The sequence below is a fragment of the Rhodoferax sp. U2-2l genome, assembly GCF_020594515.1.
Taxonomy (GTDB): Bacteria; Pseudomonadota; Gammaproteobacteria; order Burkholderiales; family Burkholderiaceae_C; genus Rhodoferax.
Genome location: NZ_JAJCTH010000014.1, coordinates 41,056 through 61,398, shown reverse-complemented (window position 1 = coordinate 61,398; position 20,343 = coordinate 41,056). Strand labels below are relative to the sequence as shown.

Sequence of the window (20,343 nt, the reverse complement as noted above, 5' to 3'; positions counted from 1 at the left end):
AAGCGGGCCGGCGCTGGGCCCGTCTCCCCGGCGGGTGTCAAGCCAGATCGCGCAACGGGTGGCTGTGAGGCGGCCAGGGGCTGTCAAAAAACGGCTGCACCATCTCGGGCGTGACATCTTCAATGCGGGCTGGTTGCCATTGCGGCGCGTTGTCTTTGTCGATGACGAGCGCGCGGACACCCTCGGCAGTTTCGGTCTGTGCACCGCTGCGGCCCAGATGGGCCGGCAAAAAGCAGTGCCGCACCATGTTGCGCTCCAAACGCAAATCGTCGGCCAAGCTCAGGTGGCGGGCGCGGCGGATCTGTTCCAGCGTCACGTGCAGCATCAAGGGCGAGCGCTGGCGCAACAAGGCAGCGGTTTGCTGCGCCCAGTCCGTGCTGGCAGCCTCCAGAGCCTGCACCATGCGGGTGACAGAGTCCATCGAAAAATAATGGTCAATTTGGTCTCTGGTCTTTAGATGATCTGCGCTGACAGCGATCGAATATGCAGTCACCCATTGTTCCAGCTGCTGCGGGTTGGCCACGTTGACACGGCCCAAGGCCTCCCAGGCTGCGGCTTGCTGATCCACTGCCAGGCAATGATCCGCCAGCCCCAAAGCGATGGCATCTGTTGCGCCGAGCGTGGTTCCGGTGAGTGCCAGCCATTCACCGGTGTGGCCCGGGCAGCGGCTTAAAAAATAACCGCCCGCCACGTCCGGAAACAAGCCGATCAAGGTCTCGGGCATGGCCATTTTGGTGCGGGCCGTCACCCAACGTATTTTTCCGCCCTGGCCACGCGCAGATGGCGATTGCCGGGCAGCCCAGGCTTGGCCTTGGCAAAGCCCCATGCCGCCCCCCATGACCACGCCATCCATGAAGGCCACGTAGGGCTTGGGATAGGTCTGGATCAGGTGGTTGAGGGTGTATTCTTCGGTGAAAAAATCCTCGGCTCTGGGGTCGCCGGACAACAGGGCCTGATGAAAAAAGCGGATGTCGCCACCAGCGCAAAACGCGCCAAACGGCCCGGCTTTGTTGCTGCCACGAATCGCCACGGCCTGCACCCGATCATCGTCGCGCCAGGCCAGCAGGCACAGCGTCAGGTCGCGGATCATCTGCAAGCTCAGGGCGTTCAACGCGCCGGGCCGATGCAGGGTGATGAACCCGACCTGACCTCGGATGTCTGTCAGCACTTCCGTCACCTCAGCCTTCATGCCCTGTTCCTCCAGGAAACAACCTCGTTGGCCACCAACGCACCAATGACCAGCGTGCCGCCAACCAACACATCATGGCCAGGTACTTCGCCCGCGCCAACCCAAGCCAGCAAAATCCCAAAAATCACTTCCAGCAGCCCCAGCAACGCCACCTCGGGTGCTTTCAACACCTTGGTACAGACGACCGCCAGCACACACGGAATGGCCAATTGACCGAGCCCCAGCCCCGCCAGCAACACCAGGTCATGGCTGGATGCCTGAAACGGCCAGGCCAGCGGCAAGGTGATCAGTGACGACAAGACGGCGCCTATCAGCACGGCGGGAATCAGGTCCACATCGTGTCCTTGCGCGTGGGAATGCTGGGTGACGGTCCAGTTGGCCGCACCAGCGATGGGGACACACAGCGCCACCAGGGTGCCCGCCATGCTGACGCCCTGTCCCAACTGGTTGGCGTACATGTAGGCAATGCCAAAACCTGCCACGCCAATGGCCACCCAGGTGCGAGCCAGGACGCGATGACCAATGAAGATGCGTGCCGACAGCGCGGTGAACAGCGGGACCAGCGACATGGTGACCAGCACGTTGGCCACCGTGGTCAACATGATCGCCACCATGAAAAACGTGAACATACCAGCCCAGCACAGGCCGGAAATCCACAGCGCGGCGCCGCCGTGACGCATGCGGGCAAACACGCCCCGCCCTCGTATCAGGGGCAGGATGAGCAGCAGGCTCAGCATCGTGAAGAAGCTGCGCCAGAACGTGACTTCAAACTTTTGCGCGTGTTCCAGATGGCGTGTGACCACACCCGCGGTGGCCCACATCAGGGTCACCGCCACCATCAGCAACACGGCCCGGTTGTGACTGAGCTTCAATGTGTACCTTGACAGCAATGCTGGGCAGTTGGCGTGGCTGGGCGTTGTCAGGCAACCCCGCCATGGGCTCGCCCGAAACTTGATCCGCTGCCGGGCCATGTGCGGCGGTCAGCGACCACCCGCACACGCCCCGGCGCTGACCGCTTAGGAGCGGCTGGCCTTCTTGCGGTCGCTTTCCTTGAGGTGACGCTTGCGCAGACGCACGCTCTTGGGGGTGATCTCAACCAGTTCGTCGTCCTCGATGAATTCCACACCGTATTCCAGCGTCAGCTCGATGGGTGGCGTGATCTTGATCGCGTCTTCCTTGCCAGACACGCGGAAGTTGGTCAGCTGCTTGGTGCGCGTGGCATTGACCACCAGGTCATTGTCACGGCTGTGGATGCCCACAATCATGCCTTCATACACCGGGTCATTGGCGCGCACAAACATGCGGCCGCGGTCATCGAGCTTGCCCAGGGCGTAGGTGAAAATTTCACCATCGTCCATCGAGATCAACACACCGTTTTTACGGCCGCCGATGTCACCCTTGTGCGGCTCGTAGCAGTCAAAAATGTTGGAGATCAGGCCGGTACCCCGGGTCAGGTTCAAAAACTCGTTGGTGAAACCGATCAGGCCCCGTGCCGGAATGCGGTATTCCAAGCGCACGCGGCCACGGCCATCCGGGTCCATGTTGAACAGCTCGCCCTTGCGCTCGCCCAAAGCCTGCATCACGCCACCCTGATGCGTTTCTTCAATATCAGCGGTCACCAGTTCGATGGGCTCATGTTTTTCGCCGTTGATGTCCTTGAACACCACGCGCGGCTTGCTCACAGCCAGCTCATACCCTTCACGGCGCATGTTTTCCAAAAGGATGGTCAGGTGCAATTCGCCCCGGCCCATGACTTCAAAAATGCCTTCTTCGTCGGTTTCCTTGACGCGCAACGCCACGTTGTGCTGCAGTTCTTTTTGCAGACGGTCCCAGATCTGACGGCTGGTGACATATTTACCTTCGCGACCGGCCAGCGGGCTGGTGTTGACGCAGAAGTTCATCGTCAGGGTGGGCTCATCCACCTTCAGCATGGGCAGCGGCGCGGGGTTGACGGGGTCGGTCACCGTCACGCCAATGCCAATGTCGGGAATGCCGTTGATCAACACGATTTCGCCCGGGCCGGCCTCGTCGGTCTGCACACGCTCCAGCCCCTGGAACGTCAGCACCTGGTTGACGCGACCTTTGATGGCCTTGCCATCCGGGCCTTCCATGACCACCACGTCCATCATGGGCTTGAGCGTGCCCTGGCTGATGCGACCCACGCCAATGCGGCCGACAAACGTGGAAAAGTCCAGCGCTGAAATCTGCAGCTGCAGAGGCGCCTTGGGGTCACCCAACTGGTGCGGCACGTGTTCCAGAATGGTGTTGAACAGGGCCGACATGTCGGGGCCCCACTGCTCGCCCTGGCCGCCTTCCACCAGGGACGACCAGCCGTTGATGCCCGAGGCGTACACCACGGGAAAGTCCAGCTGCTCGTCGGTGGCACCCAACTTGTCAAAGAGGTCGAAAGCGGCGTTGATCACAAAGTCCGGGCGCGCACCGGGCTTGTCCACCTTGTTGACCACCAGAATCGGCTTCAGCCCGAGGGCCAGTGCCTTTTTGGTCACAAAACGGGTTTGCGGCATCGGGCCTTCCTGGGCGTCGATCAGCAGCACCACACCGTCCACCATGCTCAAGGCGCGTTCCACCTCGCCGCCGAAGTCGGCGTGGCCGGGGGTGTCAACGATGTTGATGTGAGTACCTTCCCAGGTCACCGCGCAGTTTTTGGCCAGAATCGTGATACCACGCTCTTTTTCAATCGCGTTGTTGTCCATCACCGTGTCCACCACTTTTTCGTGCTCGGCAAAGGTGCCGGACTGGCGCAGCAACTGGTCCACCATGGTGGTTTTGCCGTGGTCAACGTGGGCGATGATCGCAATGTTTCGGATTTGTTTATGAGCCATGGTTCACTTTCTTAAATAGCTTGAGTCATTTGTTCAATGTCGGTCTGGCTCAGCAGCCGACCGGGGATCAATTCACCGGCCACCACCTGCGCTGTACCCAGCAGCACCTGACCTTTTTCTGCATAAACCGCCACCTTCGACGCGTCTGGCCAAGGGCCTCGGCGCCGCAAGCCGTTGGAAAACCTGGCGGCATTGTCGTCGTCCAGCGTGACTACCGTGTGATCAGCCAACAAGGACGACACCGGCAACAGGCAAGCCAGACGCTCTGGCTCACTCATGGCTTCCAGGTCGGCCAAGGTGACGCACTGCGCCACGTGGTAAGCACCCGTGGCCACGCGGCGCAGCGCGCTCAGATGTGCGCCACAACCCAATGCTTCGCCAATGTCTTCACCCAAGGTGCGGATGTAAGTTCCCTTGCTGCAAGTCACGTCCAAATCAATCGCTTGTCGCCCTTGACTGTCAAGACTGAGCGCCATGGCCAGCTGGTGGATCGTGACCGCTCGCGGCGTGCGTTCGACGTCGACCCCGGCTCGGGCGTACTCGTACAAGGCCTTGCCGTCCTTCTTCAGCGCACTGTGCATCGGCGGCAACTGGCTGATGGGCCCGGTAAATTGCACCGCGACGCGTGCCACGTCTTGCGCAGAAACCGACACGGGACGGGTTTCAATCACCTCGCCTTCAGCGTCTGCCGTGCTGGTTTTCACACCCAGGCACATCACGGCTTGGTAAGACTTGTCCGCATCCAGTTGCAGTTGACTGAACTTGGTCGCTGCCCCAAAACACAGAGGCAACACGCCACTGGCCAGCGGGTCCAGCGTGCCGGTGTGCCCCGCCTTTTCAGCGCGCAACAGCCATTTCACCTTCTGCAAAATATCGTTGCTGGACCAGCCCAGTGGCTTGTCCAGCAGCAGCACCCCATGCACGGGGCGCCTTGCAACCCGTGCACGCGGCGCTGTGGTCATGCTTAATCGTCCTTGGCTCGCGATGCCACGGCACGTGCAATCAGCGCGTTCATGTCGGCTGCACGTTCAGGCGTCTGATCAAACACAAAGTGCAGGGTCGGCACCGTGTGGATGTGCAGGCGTTTGAACAAACCAGCGCGTAAAAAGCCTGCAGCCTGGTTCAGGCCTTCGGTGCAGGCTTTCACATCACCGGCCAGCAGGCTGAAAAACACCTTGGCGTGGGCGTAATCGGGCGTGACTTCCACGCCCTGAATCGTGACCATGCCCACGCGCGGGTCTTTCAACTCGCGGGCGATCAGTTCGGTCAGATCGCGCTGGATCTGGTCAGCGACCTTGAAGGCGCGGTTGGGGGCGGCTGCTTTTTGACGCACGGTGAGGTCTCGTCAGATTACAGGGTACGCGCCACTTCGCGGATCTCGAAGAACTCCAGCACGTCACCCTCTTGGATGTCGTTGTAGTTCTTGATGTTCAAGCCGCAATCGAAACCTTCGCGCACTTCCTTGGCATCGTCCTTGAAACGTTTGAGCGAGTCGAGTTCGCCGGTGTAAACCACGGTGTTTTGGCGCAGCAGGCGCAGGCGCGCCGTGCGGCGAACAATGCCTGAGGTGACCATACAACCTGCGATCGATCCGATCTTGGAGACTTTGAAAATCTGGCGGATTTCGGCCGTACCGATGATTTCTTCCTTCTTGTCGGGCGTCAGCATGCCGGACATGGCCAGTTTCAGGTCGTCCACCGCGTCGTAAATGATGTCGTAATAACGAATATCGACACCGTTGTTCTCGGCCAGCTTGCGGGCACCGGCATCAGCACGGGTGTTGAAGCCGATGATGACAGCTTTGGCGGCAATGGCCAGGTTCACGTCGGACTCGCTGATGCCACCCACGGCGGCATACACCAGTTGCACCTTGATCTCGTCGGTGGAGAGCTTGAGCAGCGACTGCGCCAGCGCTTCCTGCGAGCCTTGAACGTCGGCCTTGACGATGATCGGCACCATCTTCACTTCGCCAGCGGTCATGTCGGTGAACATGTTTTCCAGCTTGGCGGCTTGTTGTTTGGCCAGTTTGGTGTTGCGGAACTTGCCGGCACGGTAGGTGGCAATTTCACGGGCCCGACGCTCGTCAGACAGCACCATGAACTCATCACCAGCCTGTGGCACTTCGGTCAAGCCCTGGATTTCCACCGGAATGGAGGGGCCTGCCGATTTGATGGTCTTGCCGTTTTCGTCCAGCATGGCGCGCACACGGCCAAAGGTTTGGCCGGCCAGCACCACGTCACCCGTTTTGAGCGTACCGCTTTGCACCAGCACGGTGGCGACCGGGCCGCGGCCCTTGTCCAACTGCGCTTCAATCACCAGGCCCTTGGCCATGGCTTGTACCGGTGCCTTGAGTTCCAGGATCTCGGCCTGCAGCAACACTTGTTCCAGCAGCTCGTCAATGCCCATGCCGGTTTTCGACGACACGGGGACAAATGGCGAGTTGCCGCCGAATTCTTCCGGGATCACCTCTTCCACAACCAGTTCGTTCTTCACACGTTCCGGATTGGCATCGGGCTTGTCAGCCTTGGTGATGGCCACCACGATCGGGACACCAGCGGCCTTGGCGTGTTTGATGGCCTCTTTGGTCTGCGGCATGACGCCGTCGTCGGCTGCCACCACCAGAATGACGATGTCAGTGGCTTGCGCGCCCCGGGCACGCATCGCGGTAAATGCTTCGTGGCCAGGGGTGTCCAGGAACGACACCATGCCCCGCGCAGTTTCCACGTGGTAAGCGCCAATGTGCTGGGTGATGCCGCCCGCTTCGCCCGAGGCCACTTTGGTGCGTCGGATGTAGTCCAGCAAGGAGGTTTTACCGTGGTCCACGTGGCCCATGACGGTCACCACAGGTGCGCGCGGCAGCGACTCAGCCTGCTGCAAGGACACTTCATCGTCGGTGAACGCTTCCGGGTCGTCCAGTGCAGCCACGATGGCTTTGTGGCCCATTTCTTCCACCAGAATCATGGCGGTGTCCTGGTCCAGCGGCTGATTGATGGTGACCATCTGCCCGAGCTTCATCAGGTGCTTGATCACTTCAGAAGCCTTGACCGCCATCTTGTGCGCCAGTTCCGCCACGGTGATGGTTTCTGGCACGTGCACTTCCAGCACGCGCGCTTCCACCGGTGCGGGTTGGTTGTGGTGGTCATCGCGGTCGCGGTCATTGCTGCCACGGCGGCCACGCGGCCCGCCACGCCAGTTGCTGCTGCGACCGGCACCGGCGCCGGTGTCACCGCGTGTCGGAATCCCCTTCTTCTTGGCAGGATCGCCGGCCCAGCTGCTGGACAGCTTGGCGGATTTGACTTCTTTGCCAGCACCCGCGGCGGCGGCGGTACCGGGTGCGGCTGGCGCAGCCGGTTTGGCCGTGGGGCTACCGGCCGGCTTGTGCAGCGTGCCCTTGAGACCCGCCTTGGCAGGTTCAACGACCGGTTTGGGGGGCTCTTCCTTCTTGGGTGGGAGTTTTTTGCCGGGTTGCGACATCATCAGCCGGATGGCGGCAGCTTCGGCTTCCGCTTTTCGGCGACGCTCGTTCAAGTCCGCCGCCCGTGCCTGCTCTTCAGCGGCACGATTTTTCGACTCGGTAGCGGCCTGTTCCTTCGCTTTGTCTTGAACCTGCTGCTGCGCCGCCGCTTTTTCGGCAGCGGCGGCTTTGGTTTGGGCCATCGCTGCCTCGGCAGCTTCATTGCGTGCAGACATCGCTTCGGATTGCACCGCGGCCTTTTGCGCCTGGGCCTTTTGCTGTTCCGCCAGCGCCTTGGCGGCCTGGGCGGCGGCAAGTTCAGCCTCGCGGGCGGCGGCCTCCTGGGCCTCACGTAGGCGGCGGCGTTCAGCCAACTCTTCTTCCTGGCGGCGAATCAGCTCGGCCTGACGTCGCGCTTCTTCTTCCCGGCGGGTCAGTTCAGCGTGATCAATTTGCGGCTCGACGCTGGCATGATCTTCTTCGACCTGCTCGGGCGCCGATGCGGCGGCAGGTGTGTCCAGTGGGTCGTCGCGGCGGACAAAAGTGCGCTTCTTGCGCACTTCCACCTGAATCGTACGGGCCTTGCCGGTGGCGTCGGCTTGCTTGATTTCCGTGGTCGATTTTTTGACCAAGGTAATCTTCTTGCGCTCAGCCGATGCCGTCCCGTGGGCGGTTTGAAGGTAACCCAGCAGGCGCTGTTTGTCAGCCTCTGTCAGGGTGTCGTTCGGGGCTGTTTTAGCCACGCCGGCCGACTTCAATTGCTCAAGCAAGGTGCCGGTGGATTTTTTGAGTTCGTTTGCAAACTCGGCGACGGTCATACTGGACATGTGTGGGGTAACCTTTGGTTTCGGCAGACTCAGCCCTGCGGGCGGTCATCGGCCGTTACTGAAATTTTGTTTTCATAATTCAAGACGTTTGAGACGCCGCATCACCGGAAAACCAGTGTGCACGCGCTTTCATGATCATCGCCGTGGCATCTTCTTCAGACTGCCCCGTGATGTCGGTGAGTTCATCTCCCGCCAGATCTGCCAAATCGTCCAGGGTATGAATGCCATGCTCTGCCAATTTGCTGATGAGATCATCCGTGAGGCCTTCCAGATCGCGCAACTCGGTCGCCACGTTGGCGACATTTTCTTCGTTGGCGATTTCCATCGTCAAGAGGGCATCTTTGGCACGGGTACGCAACTCGTTGACCGTGTCTTCGTCGAAGCTCTCGATCTCCAGCATTTCTTCCAGCGGCACGTACGCCACCTGCTCCAGGCTGATGAAGCCTTCGGCAATCAGCAGGTCGGCAATTTCTTCATCAACGTCGAGCTTTTCCATGAACAGAGCCCGGCTGGCATCCACTTCGCTCGCCTGTTTTTGGGCCGACTCGGCCGCATCCAGGATGTTGATCTTCCAACCGGTCAGCTCGGACGCCAGGCGCACGTTCTGACCACCCCGGCCAATGGCAATTGCCAGGTTTTCTTCGTCCACCACCACATCCATGGCGTGACGCTCTTCGTCCACCACGATGCTGGTCACGTTGGCCGGTGCCAGCGCGCCAATCACGAATTGCGCCGGGTCTTCGCTCCACAGCACAATGTCCACACGCTCGCCGGCGAGTTCGTTGGTCACGCCATTAACACGCGTGCCGCGAACGCCCACGCAGGTGCCGATCGGGTCGACGCGTTTGTCATGTGACAACACGGCAATCTTGGCGCGCGACCCAGCGTCACGGGCGCAGGATTTGATCTCCAGCAGGCCTTGTTCGATCTCAGGGACTTCGTTGCGGAATAACTCAACCATGAATTCGGGGGCCGAGCGCGACAACACGATCGGGGCGCCGCGCAGGTTCAGGTCCACTTCCATGATCATCGCGCGCACCCGGTCACCGGTGCGGAAATTTTCCTTGGGGATCATCTCACCCCGTCGCAAACGGCCTTCCACACGACCCGATTCCACAATCAGGTCACCTTTGTCCATGCGTTTGACGGTACCGACAAAAATCTTGTCGCCGCGCGACATGAAATCGTTGAGCAGCATTTCGCGCTCGGCATCACGGATTTTTTGCAGGATCACCTGCTTGGCCGCCATCGCGCCAATGCGGCCGATCGGCACGGACTCGATGGTTTCCTCGATGTACTCATCCACTTCAATGTCAGGAATTTGTTCGCTGGCTTCAAACAGCAAAATTTCCTGATCTGGCAGTTGCAGCCCGGCTTCGTTGGGAACCACATGCCAGCGACGGAAAGTTTCGTACACACCGGTGTCGCGGTTCAGCGAGACACGGATATCGACATCACCCGCGTACAGTTTTTTTGTGGCCTGCGCCAGCGCGGCTTCCACGGCGCCGAACACCACATCACGCTCCACGTTTTTCTCACGTGAGATGGCGTCTACCAACATCAACATTTCGCGATTCATGCCATGACTCTCCTGTTTCAATTCAATTCAACTGTGTCGCCGTCGGGGCCATCCACTGCGGCATGGCCCCGGCCTTTAAAACTGACGATGGGCGCCAAACGAGCGTCGCGCAATTCATCCAGCGTGAACCCCAGGGCCTGCAACGGTGCCAACGGCCGCTTCTTGCTGACCCGGGCGCCAGGTTTGACGTCCGGCTCATCACGCCAGACAATCTGCCAGCTACCGACTGCCGGCGCATCAGCACCCGCCATCTGCTCGGCACGCTCCAGCACCCCTCTAAACTTCTTGCGATTGGCGCTGACTTGACCGGCAGCAGCGGCGCCGAGCGGCGCCTTCAGGGTGATATCCACCACCTGACCGGCAAAACGCTCAAAGTCCAACTGGTGGCGCAGTGGCCGGTCGATACCCGGCGACGACACTTCCAGCCTTTTGTATTCAATGGCGTCAACTTCCAGCGCAAACTGCAACTGGCGTGTGACTTTTTCACAATCTTCGACGGTGACAAACTGTTCTGGCGCCGCCACGCCTTCAGCGGGCGGTGTCCAGGGCAAGTCAATGGTGATGCGCAGCAAACCACCGGCGGAGCGCTCAATCTCCACCAGGTCATAGCCTAAGCCGATAACGGTTTGTTCAACAATTTCTTTAAGCGCCACCAAAACCCCAGATCAATCTGAAAACCAGCCAAAAACAATCGACCAAAAAAAACGGGCGGAAGTGACTCGCCCGTTTGGTCGTGAAGCGACGGATTGTACCTGAAAATCAATCAGAACGCTTTGATTTTGAACGCTTTAACCAGCGGCACTGACCAAAATCCGGGTGTAAGCATGTTTTGGGTTGGTAAGCACGGCATGCACCAGGCCCGTCTCCACCACCTCGCCAGCCCGCATCACCAACACCGTGTGGGCCATGGCGCGAATCACCGCGACATCATGGGTGATCAGCAAATAGCTCAAGCCGTGTCCGCGCTGCAGGCGTTGCAGCAGTTGCAGCACCTGTTTTTGCACGGTGACGTCCAGCGCGCTGGTGGGTTCATCCAGCACCAAGATCCGGGGCCCGATGATGAGCGCGCGGGCAATCGCCAGGCGCTGACGCTGCCCGCCCGAGAACTCATGCGGGTAACGCCCCAGCAAAGCCGTGACCGAACCCGTGGTGTCTGCGTCCAGCCCGACATCCTGTAGCGCTTGCACCACACGTTCGCGCCGTTGGCTGGCGGGTAGCGTGGGCTCAAACACGCCCAGTCCCTCGCCGACGATTTCTTCCACCGTCATGCGCGGTGACAGGGACGAAAACGGGTCCTGAAACACCACCTGCACCTGTCGGCGCAGCGCCTTGTTGCTGGCGCTGTCATGGCCCCAGCTGTCGCCCGCAAACGTCAGCTTGCCCTGAAACGGCAGCAAACCCAGCACTGCCAGCGCCAGCGTGGATTTGCCGGAGCCCGACTCACCCATCACGCCCAGCGTTTGGCCTGGTGCCAGCGCAAAGTCGGCACCATGCACCGCGACAAATTCACCGCGCTTGAACCAGCCACGCAGGCCCGGCAAGGGCGTTGGGTAACTCACCCGCAGACCGGTTGCCGTTAAAACCGGTGCTTGCCCCAAAGGGGTTGGCGCCGTGTCGGCCAGCGGGTCGCGCTCGGGCTGACTGGCCATCAGCCGCTGCGTATAGGGATGTTGCGGGTTGGCAAACAGCGTGCGGGTGGCGCCCTGCTCCACCACGCGCCCCTGCTCCATCACCACCACACGGTCGGCAAAACGGCGCACCAGGTTCAGGTCGTGGGTGATCATCAGCACCGACATGCCACGCTCGCGCTGCAGCCGGTCCAGCAGGTCCAGAATCTGGCCGCGCAGGCTCACATCGAGTGCGGTCGTCGGCTCATCGGCCAGCAGCAGCTTGGGGTGGCAGGCCAGCGCCATGGCAATCATGGCGCGCTGACGCTGCCCGCCACTGAGCTGGTGTGGGTAGGCCCGGTAACGGCGTGCGGGGTCGTCGATGCCCACTTCCGCCAACAAGTCAACGGCTGCCAGCCCCGCCTTTGGCGCGGCCAGGCCTTGCTTGAGCGTGATCACTTCGGCAATCTGGTCGCCCACACGCATCAGCGGATTGAGCGCTGTCATGGGTTCCTGAAAAATCATGGCGATGTCCTGGCCACGAATCGCACGCAATGCCCGCTCTGGCAAGGCGAGCAAGTCTTGCCCGTCAAACCAGGCCTGGCCAGAGACAGTGGCCTGCTCAGCCAGACGCAGCAGGCTCAGCGCCGAGACGGTTTTGCCAGAGCCTGACTCCCCCACCAGCGCCAGTTTTTCGCCGCGCGCGATGCTGAAGCTCACCCCATGCACCACCGTGCGGCTGCAAAAAGATACCGACAGGTTCTGCACATCCAGGAGCGGCATCGGCTTTAAATCATGGGCACCCGAACCCGCACTGGACGACATGCCGCCAGCGTTGGACAACACGGCAACAGGTCGGCTCATTTGTCGGCCTTGCGCGGGTCCAGCGCATCACGCAACGCGTCCCCCATGAAGGTCAGCAGCAGCAGCGTGATCACCAGCACGGCAAAGGTGAACAGCGAAATCCACCATGCGTCGATGTTGTTTTTGCCCTGTGACAACAATTCCCCCAGTGACGGGGTACCGGGTGGCACGCCCAAGCCCAGAAAATCGAGCGAGGTCAGCGCCAGAATGGCGCCACTCATGCGAAACGGCAGAAACGTCACCACCGGCGTCAGGCTGTTGGGCAGCAGGTGCCGGGTGATGATGTGCCAGTTGCTCACCCCCAGCGAACGCGCGGCTCGCACGTAATCGAGCTGGCGGTTGCGCAGAAACTCGGCACGCACATAGTCCGACAGGCCCATCCAGCCAAACAGGCTCAGCAACACCAGCAGCAGCGCCAGACTGGGTGCAAACACCGCGCTGAAGATGATCAACAGGTACAACTCGGGCATGGAGCCCCAGATCTCGATGAACCGCTGAAACGCCAGATCGGTTTTGCCACCAAAAAAGCCCTGGATCGCCCCGGTGACGATGCCCAGCACCGTGCCCACCAAGGTCAGCGCCAGCGCAAACAACACACTCACGCGAAAGCCGTAGATCAGTTGCGCCAGCAAATCCCGGCCTCGGTCGTCGGTGCCCAGCCAGTTGTCAGCCGATGGCCCCGACGGGTTGGGCGCCTTGGCAAAATAATTCAGCGTTTTGGGGCCGTAGGGGTTGGGGGCAAACAGCGCCCAGTTGCCGTTGCTGCTGAGCTGCTTACGGATGAACGGGTCCAGGTAATCGGTGTGGGTATCAAAATCGCCACCGAAGGTTTTCTCAGAATAATCCCGCACGATGGGCACATACAGTTCACCCTCATAAGACACCAGCAGCGGGCGGTCGTTGCTGATCACCTCGGCCAACAGGCTCAGCACCACCAGCGTACAAAAAACAACCAGACTCCAGAAGCCCAGCCGATTGCGCCTGAAGCGTTGCCAGGCGCGCGCAGACGGTGTTTGGGAAGAGAAAGTCACGAAAGTCCGCCCTTTCGCACGGCGACACAAAGTGAGTCCGCCACAGGCGGCTTAGTCAAACTTGACACGCGGGTCCACCCAAACATAAGACAGGTCGGAAATAAGTTTGGTCACCAGACCAATCAACGTGAAGAAATACAACGTGCCCAGCACCACCGGGTAATCACGGCGGATGACACTCTCGTAACTCAGCAGGCCCAGGCCGTCGAGTGAAAAGAGCGTCTCGATCAGCAGCGAACCGGTGAAAAACGCGCCGATAAACGCCGCCGGAAAGCCGGTGACGATGGGAATCAGCGCGTTGCGAAAGACGTGTTTCCACAACACCTGGCGCTCGCTCAGGCCCTTGGCGCGCGCGGTGATCACATATTGTTTGCGGATTTCTTCCAGAAAAGCGTTTTTGGTCAGCATGGTGGTCACGGCAAAACTGCCCAGCACCATGGCGGTGACCGGCAGCGCAATGTGCCACAGGTAATCGATCACGCGGGCGCCCCAGCTCAGTTCGTCCCAGTTGCCCGATGTCAGGCCACGCAGCGGAAACCACTGCAACTGGCCGCCAAAAATGACCAGCAGCGCCACCCCCAACACAAAACCCGGAATGGCATACCCCACCAGTACCACCAGCGTGGTCACCAGATCAAACCGGGAGCCGGCGCGCACCGCCTTGGCCACGCCCAGCGGCACTGCAACCAGGTAACTGATGAAAAACGTCCACAGCCCCAGGCTGATCGACACCGGCAACTTCTCCCAGATCAGGTCGGCCACACTTTTGTTCTGGAAAAAACTCTTGCCCAGGTCGAACCGGGCGAATTGGCCAAGCATCTGGAAAAACCGCTCGTGCGCCGGTTTGTCAAAGCCATACAAGGCCTTGATCTGCTCGATGCGCTGCGGGTCCACCCCTTGTGCACCGCGGTAACTCAGGCCACCGCCCTCGGCGGCTGCGCCCTTGCCAGCGCCCGCCTTGGCTTCGGCCAGATATTGCTCCACCGGGCCACCGGGCACAAACTGGATCACCACGAACGTGATCAGCAACACCCCGAACAGCGTGGGGATCATCAGCAACAGGCGTTTGAGGATGTAAATCCACATATCAATACCGTGCTATCAGTTGGTGCGGGACAGCTGTAGCGCAAAAGCCAGAAACACCGTGGAACCGGCTTCGCCGGGCCACAGGTGTTGCCCCCTGCAAGGGGCTGAGGTCAGCGGCTCCAAGTCTGCCTGCGCAGACTTGGACTGACCGAAGGGCCCCGCCTTTGGCGGCTGGCATGTCAAGCGGCCACGAGCGGCATCGGCAAGAGCCGATGCCGGGGCAGTGGGCAAGCCGGGGGGTGTTCATCTTTTAGCCCACCAGGTGTCAATCGCCCAACCCTCGCCCTGGGCGTACGGCGGCATGGCGGCGGGTTGGTCCAGCCGCCAGTTGTTGAACACCATCCGGTGCGTCGGGGCTGACCACTGGGGGATCAGCACATGGCTGTGGGCAATCACCCGCTCCAGCGCACGGCAAGCAGGCAACAACTGCGCCTTGGTTTTTGCGGCGGTCATCTGGCGGATCAAGGCGTCCACGGCTGGGTTCTTCATGCCTGACATGTTGCCGGAGTCTTCCTGATCGGCCGCCTTGGAGCCAAACAGGTCGGCGTATTCCTGCCCGGGGTTGTGCGTGCCGCCATATGCCAGCGAGGTCATGTCGAACTCAAATTTTTGCAGCCGTTGCTGGTAGAGCGCAAAGTCCACTGGCCGGAATTTGAGCGTGATGCCAAGTTTTTCCAGATTGCGTGCCCAAGGGGTGACCACCCGCGCGCTGCCTTCGTTGCTGTCCAGAAACTCGATCTCCAAAGCCTGACCCAGGGCGTTGCGCAGCACACCGCCCTGCACTTCCCAGCCCGCCGCCTTGAGCAGCGCCTGCGCCTGACGCAGGTTGGCACGCAGCGACGACGGCGGGTCGGTGCGCGGCGGCACGGTCATGGGGCCAAACACAGCCTGCGGCAATTGATCACGCCAAGGTTCCAGCAACGCCAGTTCTTCCGCACCCGGCAAGCCGCTGGCCGCGCAGTCGGTGTTGCCAAACAGGCCGTTGACGCGCTGGTAGGCGTTGTAAAAAAGCTGGCGGCTCATCCATTCAAAATCCATCGCCAGCCCCAGCGCCTGGCGCACCCGCACGTCCTTGAAAACCTCGCGACGGGTATTGAGCACATAACTCTGAAAACCGGTGGGCAGGCGGTGCTGGAATTCCTTTTTAACCAACTCACCGGTGTCAAAACGCTTGCCGTTGACACGCCGCGCCCAATCACCGGCCGAGAAAAAGCGCATCAGGTCAAACTCACCCGCCTTCAGCGCCTCCAGCCGGGCCGTGCCGTCTTTGTAAATTTTGACGGTGATGCGGTCGAAATTGGCCGTGCCGCGGCGCACCGGCAGGTCTTTGGCCCAGTAGCCGAGGTCGCGCACGTAGGTGATGTCCTTGCCAAAACGCACCGGGCCAATTTTGTAGGGGCCGCTGCCAATGGGTGTGTCGGTCACGATCGCATCAAAACGTTTGGCCTGGCCGTTTTCCACCCCCCAGGCCCGGCTGAACACCGGCAAGCCTCCTACCGTCAGCGGCAGTTCGCGGTTAGGCTTTTTGAAACGGTAACGCACCGTGTGGTCATCCAGCACATCCAAGCCCGCCACATCGTCGAGCAGCGTCTTGTAGGCCGGCGAGGTGTAAGGCCCCATCAGCGCGTCGAAGCTGAATTTGACGTCTTGCGCCAACACCGGGTCGCCGTTGTGAAATCGCGCCGCCCGGCGCAGGGTGAAGGTGGCGCTCAGCCCATCCGGGGCCACGGTCACGTCTTGTGCCAACAGGCCGTAGCCGGAGCCGGTTTCGTCCAGCGCACCCGTCAGCAGCGAGTCAAACATCAGGTCAGACAGGTAGGCTGGGGCGGAGCCTTTGATGGTGAACGGGTTGTATTTGTCAAAGGTGGAGACCCGCAAATTGCTGACCAGCCGCAGCTCACCGCCTTTGGGCGCGGCCGGGTTGACATAGTCGAAATGCGCAAAACCCGCCGGATACTTCAAGTCGCCCCACAGGGCGTATCCGTGCGCGGCCCACAGCGGGTTGATCCAAGTCAGGCACACAAAAAACAGAAGGCAACGCATGCGACAATTCTGCATCATCTGTCACTGCAGTTTCATCGGCCAGTTGAATGGCGTCGTTTGCAGTGCTTTCCAGCAGCAAGAAAAATTGAAGAGGTCGAAATGGGATTCCTGACAGGCAAAAAACTATTGATCACCGGTGTGTTGTCCAACCGCTCCATCGCTTACGGCATTGCCAAGGCCTGCCACGCACAAGGCGCCGAACTGGCATTCAGCTACGTGGGTGAGCGGTTCAAGGACCGCATCACCGAATTTGCCGCCGATTTTGATTCGAAGCTGATTTTTGACTGCGATGTGGGGGACGACGCCCAGATCGAGAAGCTGTTTACCGACCTGTCGGCCCATTGGCCCAAGTTTGATGGCTTTGTGCACAGCATCGGTTACGCCCCGCGCGAAGCCATTGCCGGCAATTTTCTGGACGGTTTGACCCGCGAAAACTTCCGCATCGCGCACGACATCAGCGCCTACAGCTTTCCCGCCATGGCCAAGGCCGCCCTGCCGTATCTGAACGACACCGCGTCGTTATTGACCTTGACTTACCTGGGCGGCGTGCGGGTGGTGCCCAGCTACAACACCATGGGCTTGGCCAAGGCGTCACTTGAATCGTCGGTGCGTTATCTGGCCGACGCTGTGGGTGCCAAGGGCATCCGTGTCAATGGCCTGAGCGCTGGTGCCATCAAGACGCTGGCCGCCAGCGGCATTAAGGACTTTGGCAAGTTGCTGGGCATCTCCGCTGCGGCATCTCCGCTCAAGCGCAACGTGACGATTGACGAAGTGGGCAATGTGGCCGCCTTTTTGCTCAGTGATCTGGCATCGGGCATGACCGGTCAGATTTCTTATGTCGATTGCGGCGTTAGCCAGACCGCCGTGGCCGTGGTCGAATCCAACGGTTCTTGAAAGACATGAGACGCCAGTCCTGATGTCATCAGGACTGGCGTCTATCCGTTTTAGATTGTCTTGACCGCGCTCAGGGCTTCACACAGTCCGCAAAGTAGCGCACCTGGCCATCTGCCCCCAGCTCTTCCACCAAGCCGTGGATGTCGGTCTCAAACCCTGGGCACTGCGCGTTGAACTCGCGTGAGAACTTGAGGTAATCCACGATCTTCTTGTTGAACACCTCACCCGGGATCAGCAGCGGAATGCCCGGTGGGTAAGGTGTCACCAGCCCAACGGTGATGCGGCCTTCCAGATCATCAATCTCGACCCGCTCGGTCTTGCGCAACGCAATGTGGGCGTAGGCATCGCTCGGTTTCATGGCCGGGGTCAGGTCGCTCAAGTACATGTCGGTGGTGAGTCGGGCAATGTCGTACTTGGCATACAGCTGGTGGATGTGCTGGCACAAGTCGGCCAGGCCCATGTTCTCGTACCGGGGGTGTTTCTGGCAAAACTCGGGCAGGATGCGCCACATCGGCTGGTTTTTGGCGTAATCGTCCTTGAACTGCTGCAGCGCGGTCAGCATGCTGTTCCAGCGGCCCTTGGTGATGCCAATGGTGAACATGATGAAAAAGCTGTAGAGCCCGGTTTTCTCCACCACCACCCCGTGCTCGGCCAAAAACTTGGTCACGATGCTGGCTGGAATGCCGGTCTTGGCAAACTTGCCATTCAGGTCCATGCCCGGCGTGACAATGGTGGATTTGATCGGGTCCAGCATGTTGAAGCCGGTGGCCATCTTGCCAAAGCCGTGCCAGTTGACACCGCTCTTGTTGGTGCGTGATTCGCCCTTGATGATCCAGTCATCGGCGCGGCCAATGCCTTCATCCACCAGCTTGTCCGGGCCCCAGACCTTGAACCACCAGTCGTCACCGTACTCTTCGTCGATCTTGCGCATGGCGCGGCGGAAGTCCAGTGCCTCGGCAATGCTTTCCTCCACCAGCGCGGTGCCGCCGGGCGGCTCCATCATGGCGGCGGCCACGTCGCAGCTGGCAATGATGCTGTATTGCGGGCTGGTGCTGGTGTGCATCAGGTACGCCTCGTTGAACAAATGTTTGTCCAGCTTGACGGTTTGGGAGTCCTGCACCAGCACGTGGCTGGCCTGGCTGATGCCAGCCAGCAGCTTGTGGATCGACTGCGTGGCATACACCATGGCGTGTTTGGGCCGTGGGCGGTGTTTGCCCATGGCGTGGTAGGTGCCGTAAAACGGGTGAAACGCGGCATGGGGTAACCAGGCTTCGTCAAAGTGGATGTTTTCCACGTAGCCGTCGAGCATGTTCTTGACGGTTTGGGTGTTGTAGAGCACGCCGTCGTAGGTGGACTGGGTCAGCGTCAACACACGCGGCTTGATCTGGTCCACATCCACGTCTGGCAGATGTTCCTTGACCAGCGGGTTGGCCTTGATCTTGGCCTTGATGGTGGCCGGCTCAAACTCGCTTTTGGGGATCGGGCCGATGATGCCGAAGTGGTTGCGCGTGGGCTTCAAAAACACCGGAATGGCGCCGGTCATGATGATCGCGTGCAGGATCGACTTGTGGCAATTGCGGTCCACCACCACCACATCGTTGGGCGCCACCGTGTGGTGCCAGACCATCTTGTTGGAGGTGCTGGTGCCGTTGGTGACAAAAAAGCAGTGGTCGGCGTTGAAGATACGCGCGGCATTGCGCTCGCTCTTGCCAATGGCGCCGTCGTGGTCCAGCAGCTGACCCAGTTCTTCGACCGCGTTGCAGACGTCGGCGCGCAACATGTTTTCACCATAAAACTGGTGGTACATCTGGCCCACCGGGCTTTTCAGGAAGGCCACACCGCCCGAGTGCCCCGGGCAGTGCCAGGAATAAGAGCCGTCTTCGGCGTAGTCCAGCAAGGCTTTGAAAAACGGCGGCTGCACGCCCTCCAGGTAACTTTTGGCCTCACGGATGATGTGGCGCGCCACAAACTCGGGCGTGTCCTCAAACATGTGGATGAAGCCGTGCAGCTCGCGCAGGATATCGTTGGGCAGGTGGCGGCTGGTTTTGGTTTCGCCGTAGATGTAAATCGGCACGTCCAAATTTTTGCGGCGCACTTCCTCAATGAAGTGGCGCAAGTTGACCACCGCGGGGTCCAGCTCCGGGCCCGTGGAAAACTCTTCGTCGTCAATCGACAAAATAAACGTGCTGGCGCGGCTTTGCTGCTGGGCAAATTGGCTCAAATCACCATAACTGGTCACGCCCAGCACCTCTGAGCCCTCAGACTCGATGGCCTGGGCCAAGGCGCGAATGCCGAGCCCCGAGGTGTTTTCGGACCGGTAATCTTCGTCGATGATGACAATGGGAAAGCGAAACTTCATGGCGGACTCCAACGACTCACAGTGATTGAACAAATTGGCGCGAAGTGTAAGGACTAAACCAGACCGAACGATGGCAAGGCCGCTCTTTCATCCGAAAATGGCATGCTGACAACACAACAGGAAACCAGGATGGCTGACTCGACACTTTGGTGGCTGGCTGCAGGGGCTTTGGTGGCGGCCGAGCTGGTGACGGGCACGTTTTACCTGCTGATGCTCGCCGTGGGTCTGATGGCGGCGGCCTTGGCAGCGCATGCCGGTGCCAGCACCACCTGGCAGTGGGTGGCAGCCGCGTTGGTGGGAGGCGGTTCCACCCTGCTCTGGCGCGCTTTCAAACGGTCCCGGCCCTCGGCTGCCCCGGCCCGGGCCAACCACGATGTGAACATGGATATTGGTGAGACCGTCCACGTCGCGGCATTCAACGACGATGGCAGTTGCAGTGTGCACTACCGCGGTGCGCGTTGGGACGCCAGCCTGGCGGCCGGGGAAGTGGCCACTGGGGGCGTGTACCGCATCACCGAGGTGGTGGGAAGCCGCCTGATCCTGAAAAAAAACTGAACAACCATCCTC

The 20,343-nt window shown here is 60.4% G+C and carries 15 protein-coding genes; 2 read left to right on the top strand and 13 right to left on the bottom strand.

Annotation, left to right across the window (positions count from 1 at the left end):
- Positions 1-37: 37 nt before the first annotated feature.
- The 12 genes from LHU53_RS13355 to LHU53_RS13300 all read right to left on the bottom strand — a co-directional run bounded on the left by LHU53_RS13355 (position 38) and on the right by LHU53_RS13300 (position 16,523).
- Positions 38-1,189 (bottom strand): enoyl-CoA hydratase/isomerase family protein, encoded by a 1,152-nt coding sequence (locus LHU53_RS13355; protein WP_227333156.1) that lies wholly within the window; start codon positions 1,187-1,189, stop codon positions 38-40.
- Complete coding sequence (locus LHU53_RS13350) at positions 1,186-2,061, bottom strand: DMT family transporter (RefSeq protein ID WP_255632034.1); 876 nt, start codon at positions 2,059-2,061, stop codon at positions 1,186-1,188. The genes LHU53_RS13355 and LHU53_RS13350 overlap by 4 nt, the downstream gene beginning before the upstream one ends.
- 144 nt (positions 2,062-2,205) lie before the next feature.
- A complete protein-coding gene (gene typA / locus LHU53_RS13345) occupies positions 2,206-4,032 on the bottom strand; it encodes a translational GTPase TypA (protein ID WP_227333155.1) in 1,827 nt (608 codons plus the stop codon).
- Between the two features lie 11 nt (positions 4,033-4,043).
- On the bottom strand, positions 4,044-4,994 hold the full coding sequence (gene truB / locus LHU53_RS13340) for a tRNA pseudouridine(55) synthase TruB (protein WP_227333154.1): 951 nt from the start codon (positions 4,992-4,994) through the stop codon (positions 4,044-4,046).
- Between the two features lie 2 nt (positions 4,995-4,996).
- The gene (gene rbfA, locus LHU53_RS13335) at positions 4,997-5,365 is read right to left on the bottom strand and encodes a 30S ribosome-binding factor RbfA (protein ID WP_227333153.1); all 369 of its coding nucleotides are present in this window, start codon (positions 5,363-5,365) and stop codon (positions 4,997-4,999) included.
- A gap of 17 nt (positions 5,366-5,382) precedes the next feature.
- Positions 5,383-8,313 (bottom strand): translation initiation factor IF-2, encoded by a 2,931-nt coding sequence (infB, locus tag LHU53_RS13330; RefSeq protein ID WP_227333152.1) that lies wholly within the window; start codon positions 8,311-8,313, stop codon positions 5,383-5,385.
- Positions 8,314-8,392: 79 nt separating this feature from the next.
- A complete protein-coding gene (gene nusA / locus LHU53_RS13325) occupies positions 8,393-9,892 on the bottom strand; it encodes a transcription termination factor NusA (RefSeq protein WP_227333151.1) in 1,500 nt (499 codons plus the stop codon).
- Positions 9,893-9,909: 17 nt separating this feature from the next.
- Positions 9,910-10,545 carry a ribosome maturation factor RimP gene (gene rimP / locus LHU53_RS13320; protein ID WP_227333150.1) on the bottom strand — a complete coding sequence of 212 codons (636 nt, stop codon included), beginning with the start codon at positions 10,543-10,545 and terminating at the stop codon, positions 9,910-9,912.
- 135 nt (positions 10,546-10,680) lie between these two features.
- Complete coding sequence (locus LHU53_RS13315; protein ID WP_227333231.1) at positions 10,681-12,324, bottom strand: ABC transporter ATP-binding protein; 1,644 nt, start codon at positions 12,322-12,324, stop codon at positions 10,681-10,683.
- A 35-nt stretch (positions 12,325-12,359) separates the two neighbouring features.
- Complete coding sequence (locus tag LHU53_RS13310) at positions 12,360-13,394, bottom strand: ABC transporter permease (protein WP_227333149.1); 1,035 nt, start codon at positions 13,392-13,394, stop codon at positions 12,360-12,362.
- A gap of 51 nt (positions 13,395-13,445) precedes the next feature.
- Positions 13,446-14,480, bottom strand: coding sequence for a microcin C ABC transporter permease YejB (locus tag LHU53_RS13305; RefSeq protein ID WP_227333148.1), 1,035 nt, complete (start codon positions 14,478-14,480; stop codon positions 13,446-13,448).
- A 243-nt stretch (positions 14,481-14,723) separates the two neighbouring features.
- A complete protein-coding gene (locus LHU53_RS13300; protein WP_227333147.1) occupies positions 14,724-16,523 on the bottom strand; it encodes an extracellular solute-binding protein in 1,800 nt (599 codons plus the stop codon).
- A 99-nt stretch (positions 16,524-16,622) separates the two neighbouring features.
- Here LHU53_RS13300 and fabI point away from each other — a divergent pair, with 99 nt between their 5' ends.
- Complete coding sequence (gene fabI / locus LHU53_RS13295) at positions 16,623-17,417, top strand: enoyl-ACP reductase FabI (RefSeq protein WP_227333146.1); 795 nt, start codon at positions 16,623-16,625, stop codon at positions 17,415-17,417.
- Between the two features lie 70 nt (positions 17,418-17,487).
- Here fabI and LHU53_RS13290 read toward each other — a convergent pair whose 3' ends face one another.
- Positions 17,488-19,776 (bottom strand): arginine/lysine/ornithine decarboxylase, encoded by a 2,289-nt coding sequence (locus LHU53_RS13290; protein WP_227333145.1) that lies wholly within the window; start codon positions 19,774-19,776, stop codon positions 17,488-17,490.
- A 129-nt stretch (positions 19,777-19,905) separates the two neighbouring features.
- On the opposite strand from LHU53_RS13290, the gene LHU53_RS13285 reads away from it, so the two are divergent.
- Complete coding sequence (locus LHU53_RS13285) at positions 19,906-20,331, top strand: NfeD family protein (protein ID WP_227333144.1); 426 nt, start codon at positions 19,906-19,908, stop codon at positions 20,329-20,331.
- Positions 20,332-20,343 lie beyond the last annotated feature (12 nt).

Bases quoted from the DNA above. Each gene is read 5' to 3' on its own strand.
- LHU53_RS13355 (WP_227333156.1), bottom strand. From the start codon at position 1,189: ATGAAGGCTGAGGTGACGGAAGTGCTGACAGACATCCGAGGTCAGGTC.
- typA (WP_227333155.1), bottom strand. From the start codon at position 4,032: ATGGCTCATAAACAAATCCGAAACATTGCGATCATCGCCCACGTTGAC.
- truB (WP_227333154.1), bottom strand. From the start codon at position 4,994: ATGACCACAGCGCCGCGTGCACGGGTTGCAAGGCGCCCCGTGCATGGG.
- infB (WP_227333152.1), bottom strand. From the start codon at position 8,313: ATGTCCAGTATGACCGTCGCCGAGTTTGCAAACGAACTCAAAAAATCC.
- nusA (WP_227333151.1), bottom strand. From the start codon at position 9,892: ATGAATCGCGAAATGTTGATGTTGGTAGACGCCATCTCACGTGAGAAA.
- LHU53_RS13315 (WP_227333231.1), bottom strand. From the start codon at position 12,324: ATGTCGTCCAGTGCGGGTTCGGGTGCCCATGATTTAAAGCCGATGCCG.
- LHU53_RS13305 (WP_227333148.1), bottom strand. From the start codon at position 14,480: ATGTGGATTTACATCCTCAAACGCCTGTTGCTGATGATCCCCACGCTG.
- LHU53_RS13300 (WP_227333147.1), bottom strand. From the start codon at position 16,523: ATGCGTTGCCTTCTGTTTTTTGTGTGCCTGACTTGGATCAACCCGCTG.
- fabI (WP_227333146.1), top strand. From the start codon at position 16,623: ATGGGATTCCTGACAGGCAAAAAACTATTGATCACCGGTGTGTTGTCC.
- LHU53_RS13290 (WP_227333145.1), bottom strand. From the start codon at position 19,776: ATGAAGTTTCGCTTTCCCATTGTCATCATCGACGAAGATTACCGGTCC.
- LHU53_RS13285 (WP_227333144.1), top strand. From the start codon at position 19,906: ATGGCTGACTCGACACTTTGGTGGCTGGCTGCAGGGGCTTTGGTGGCG.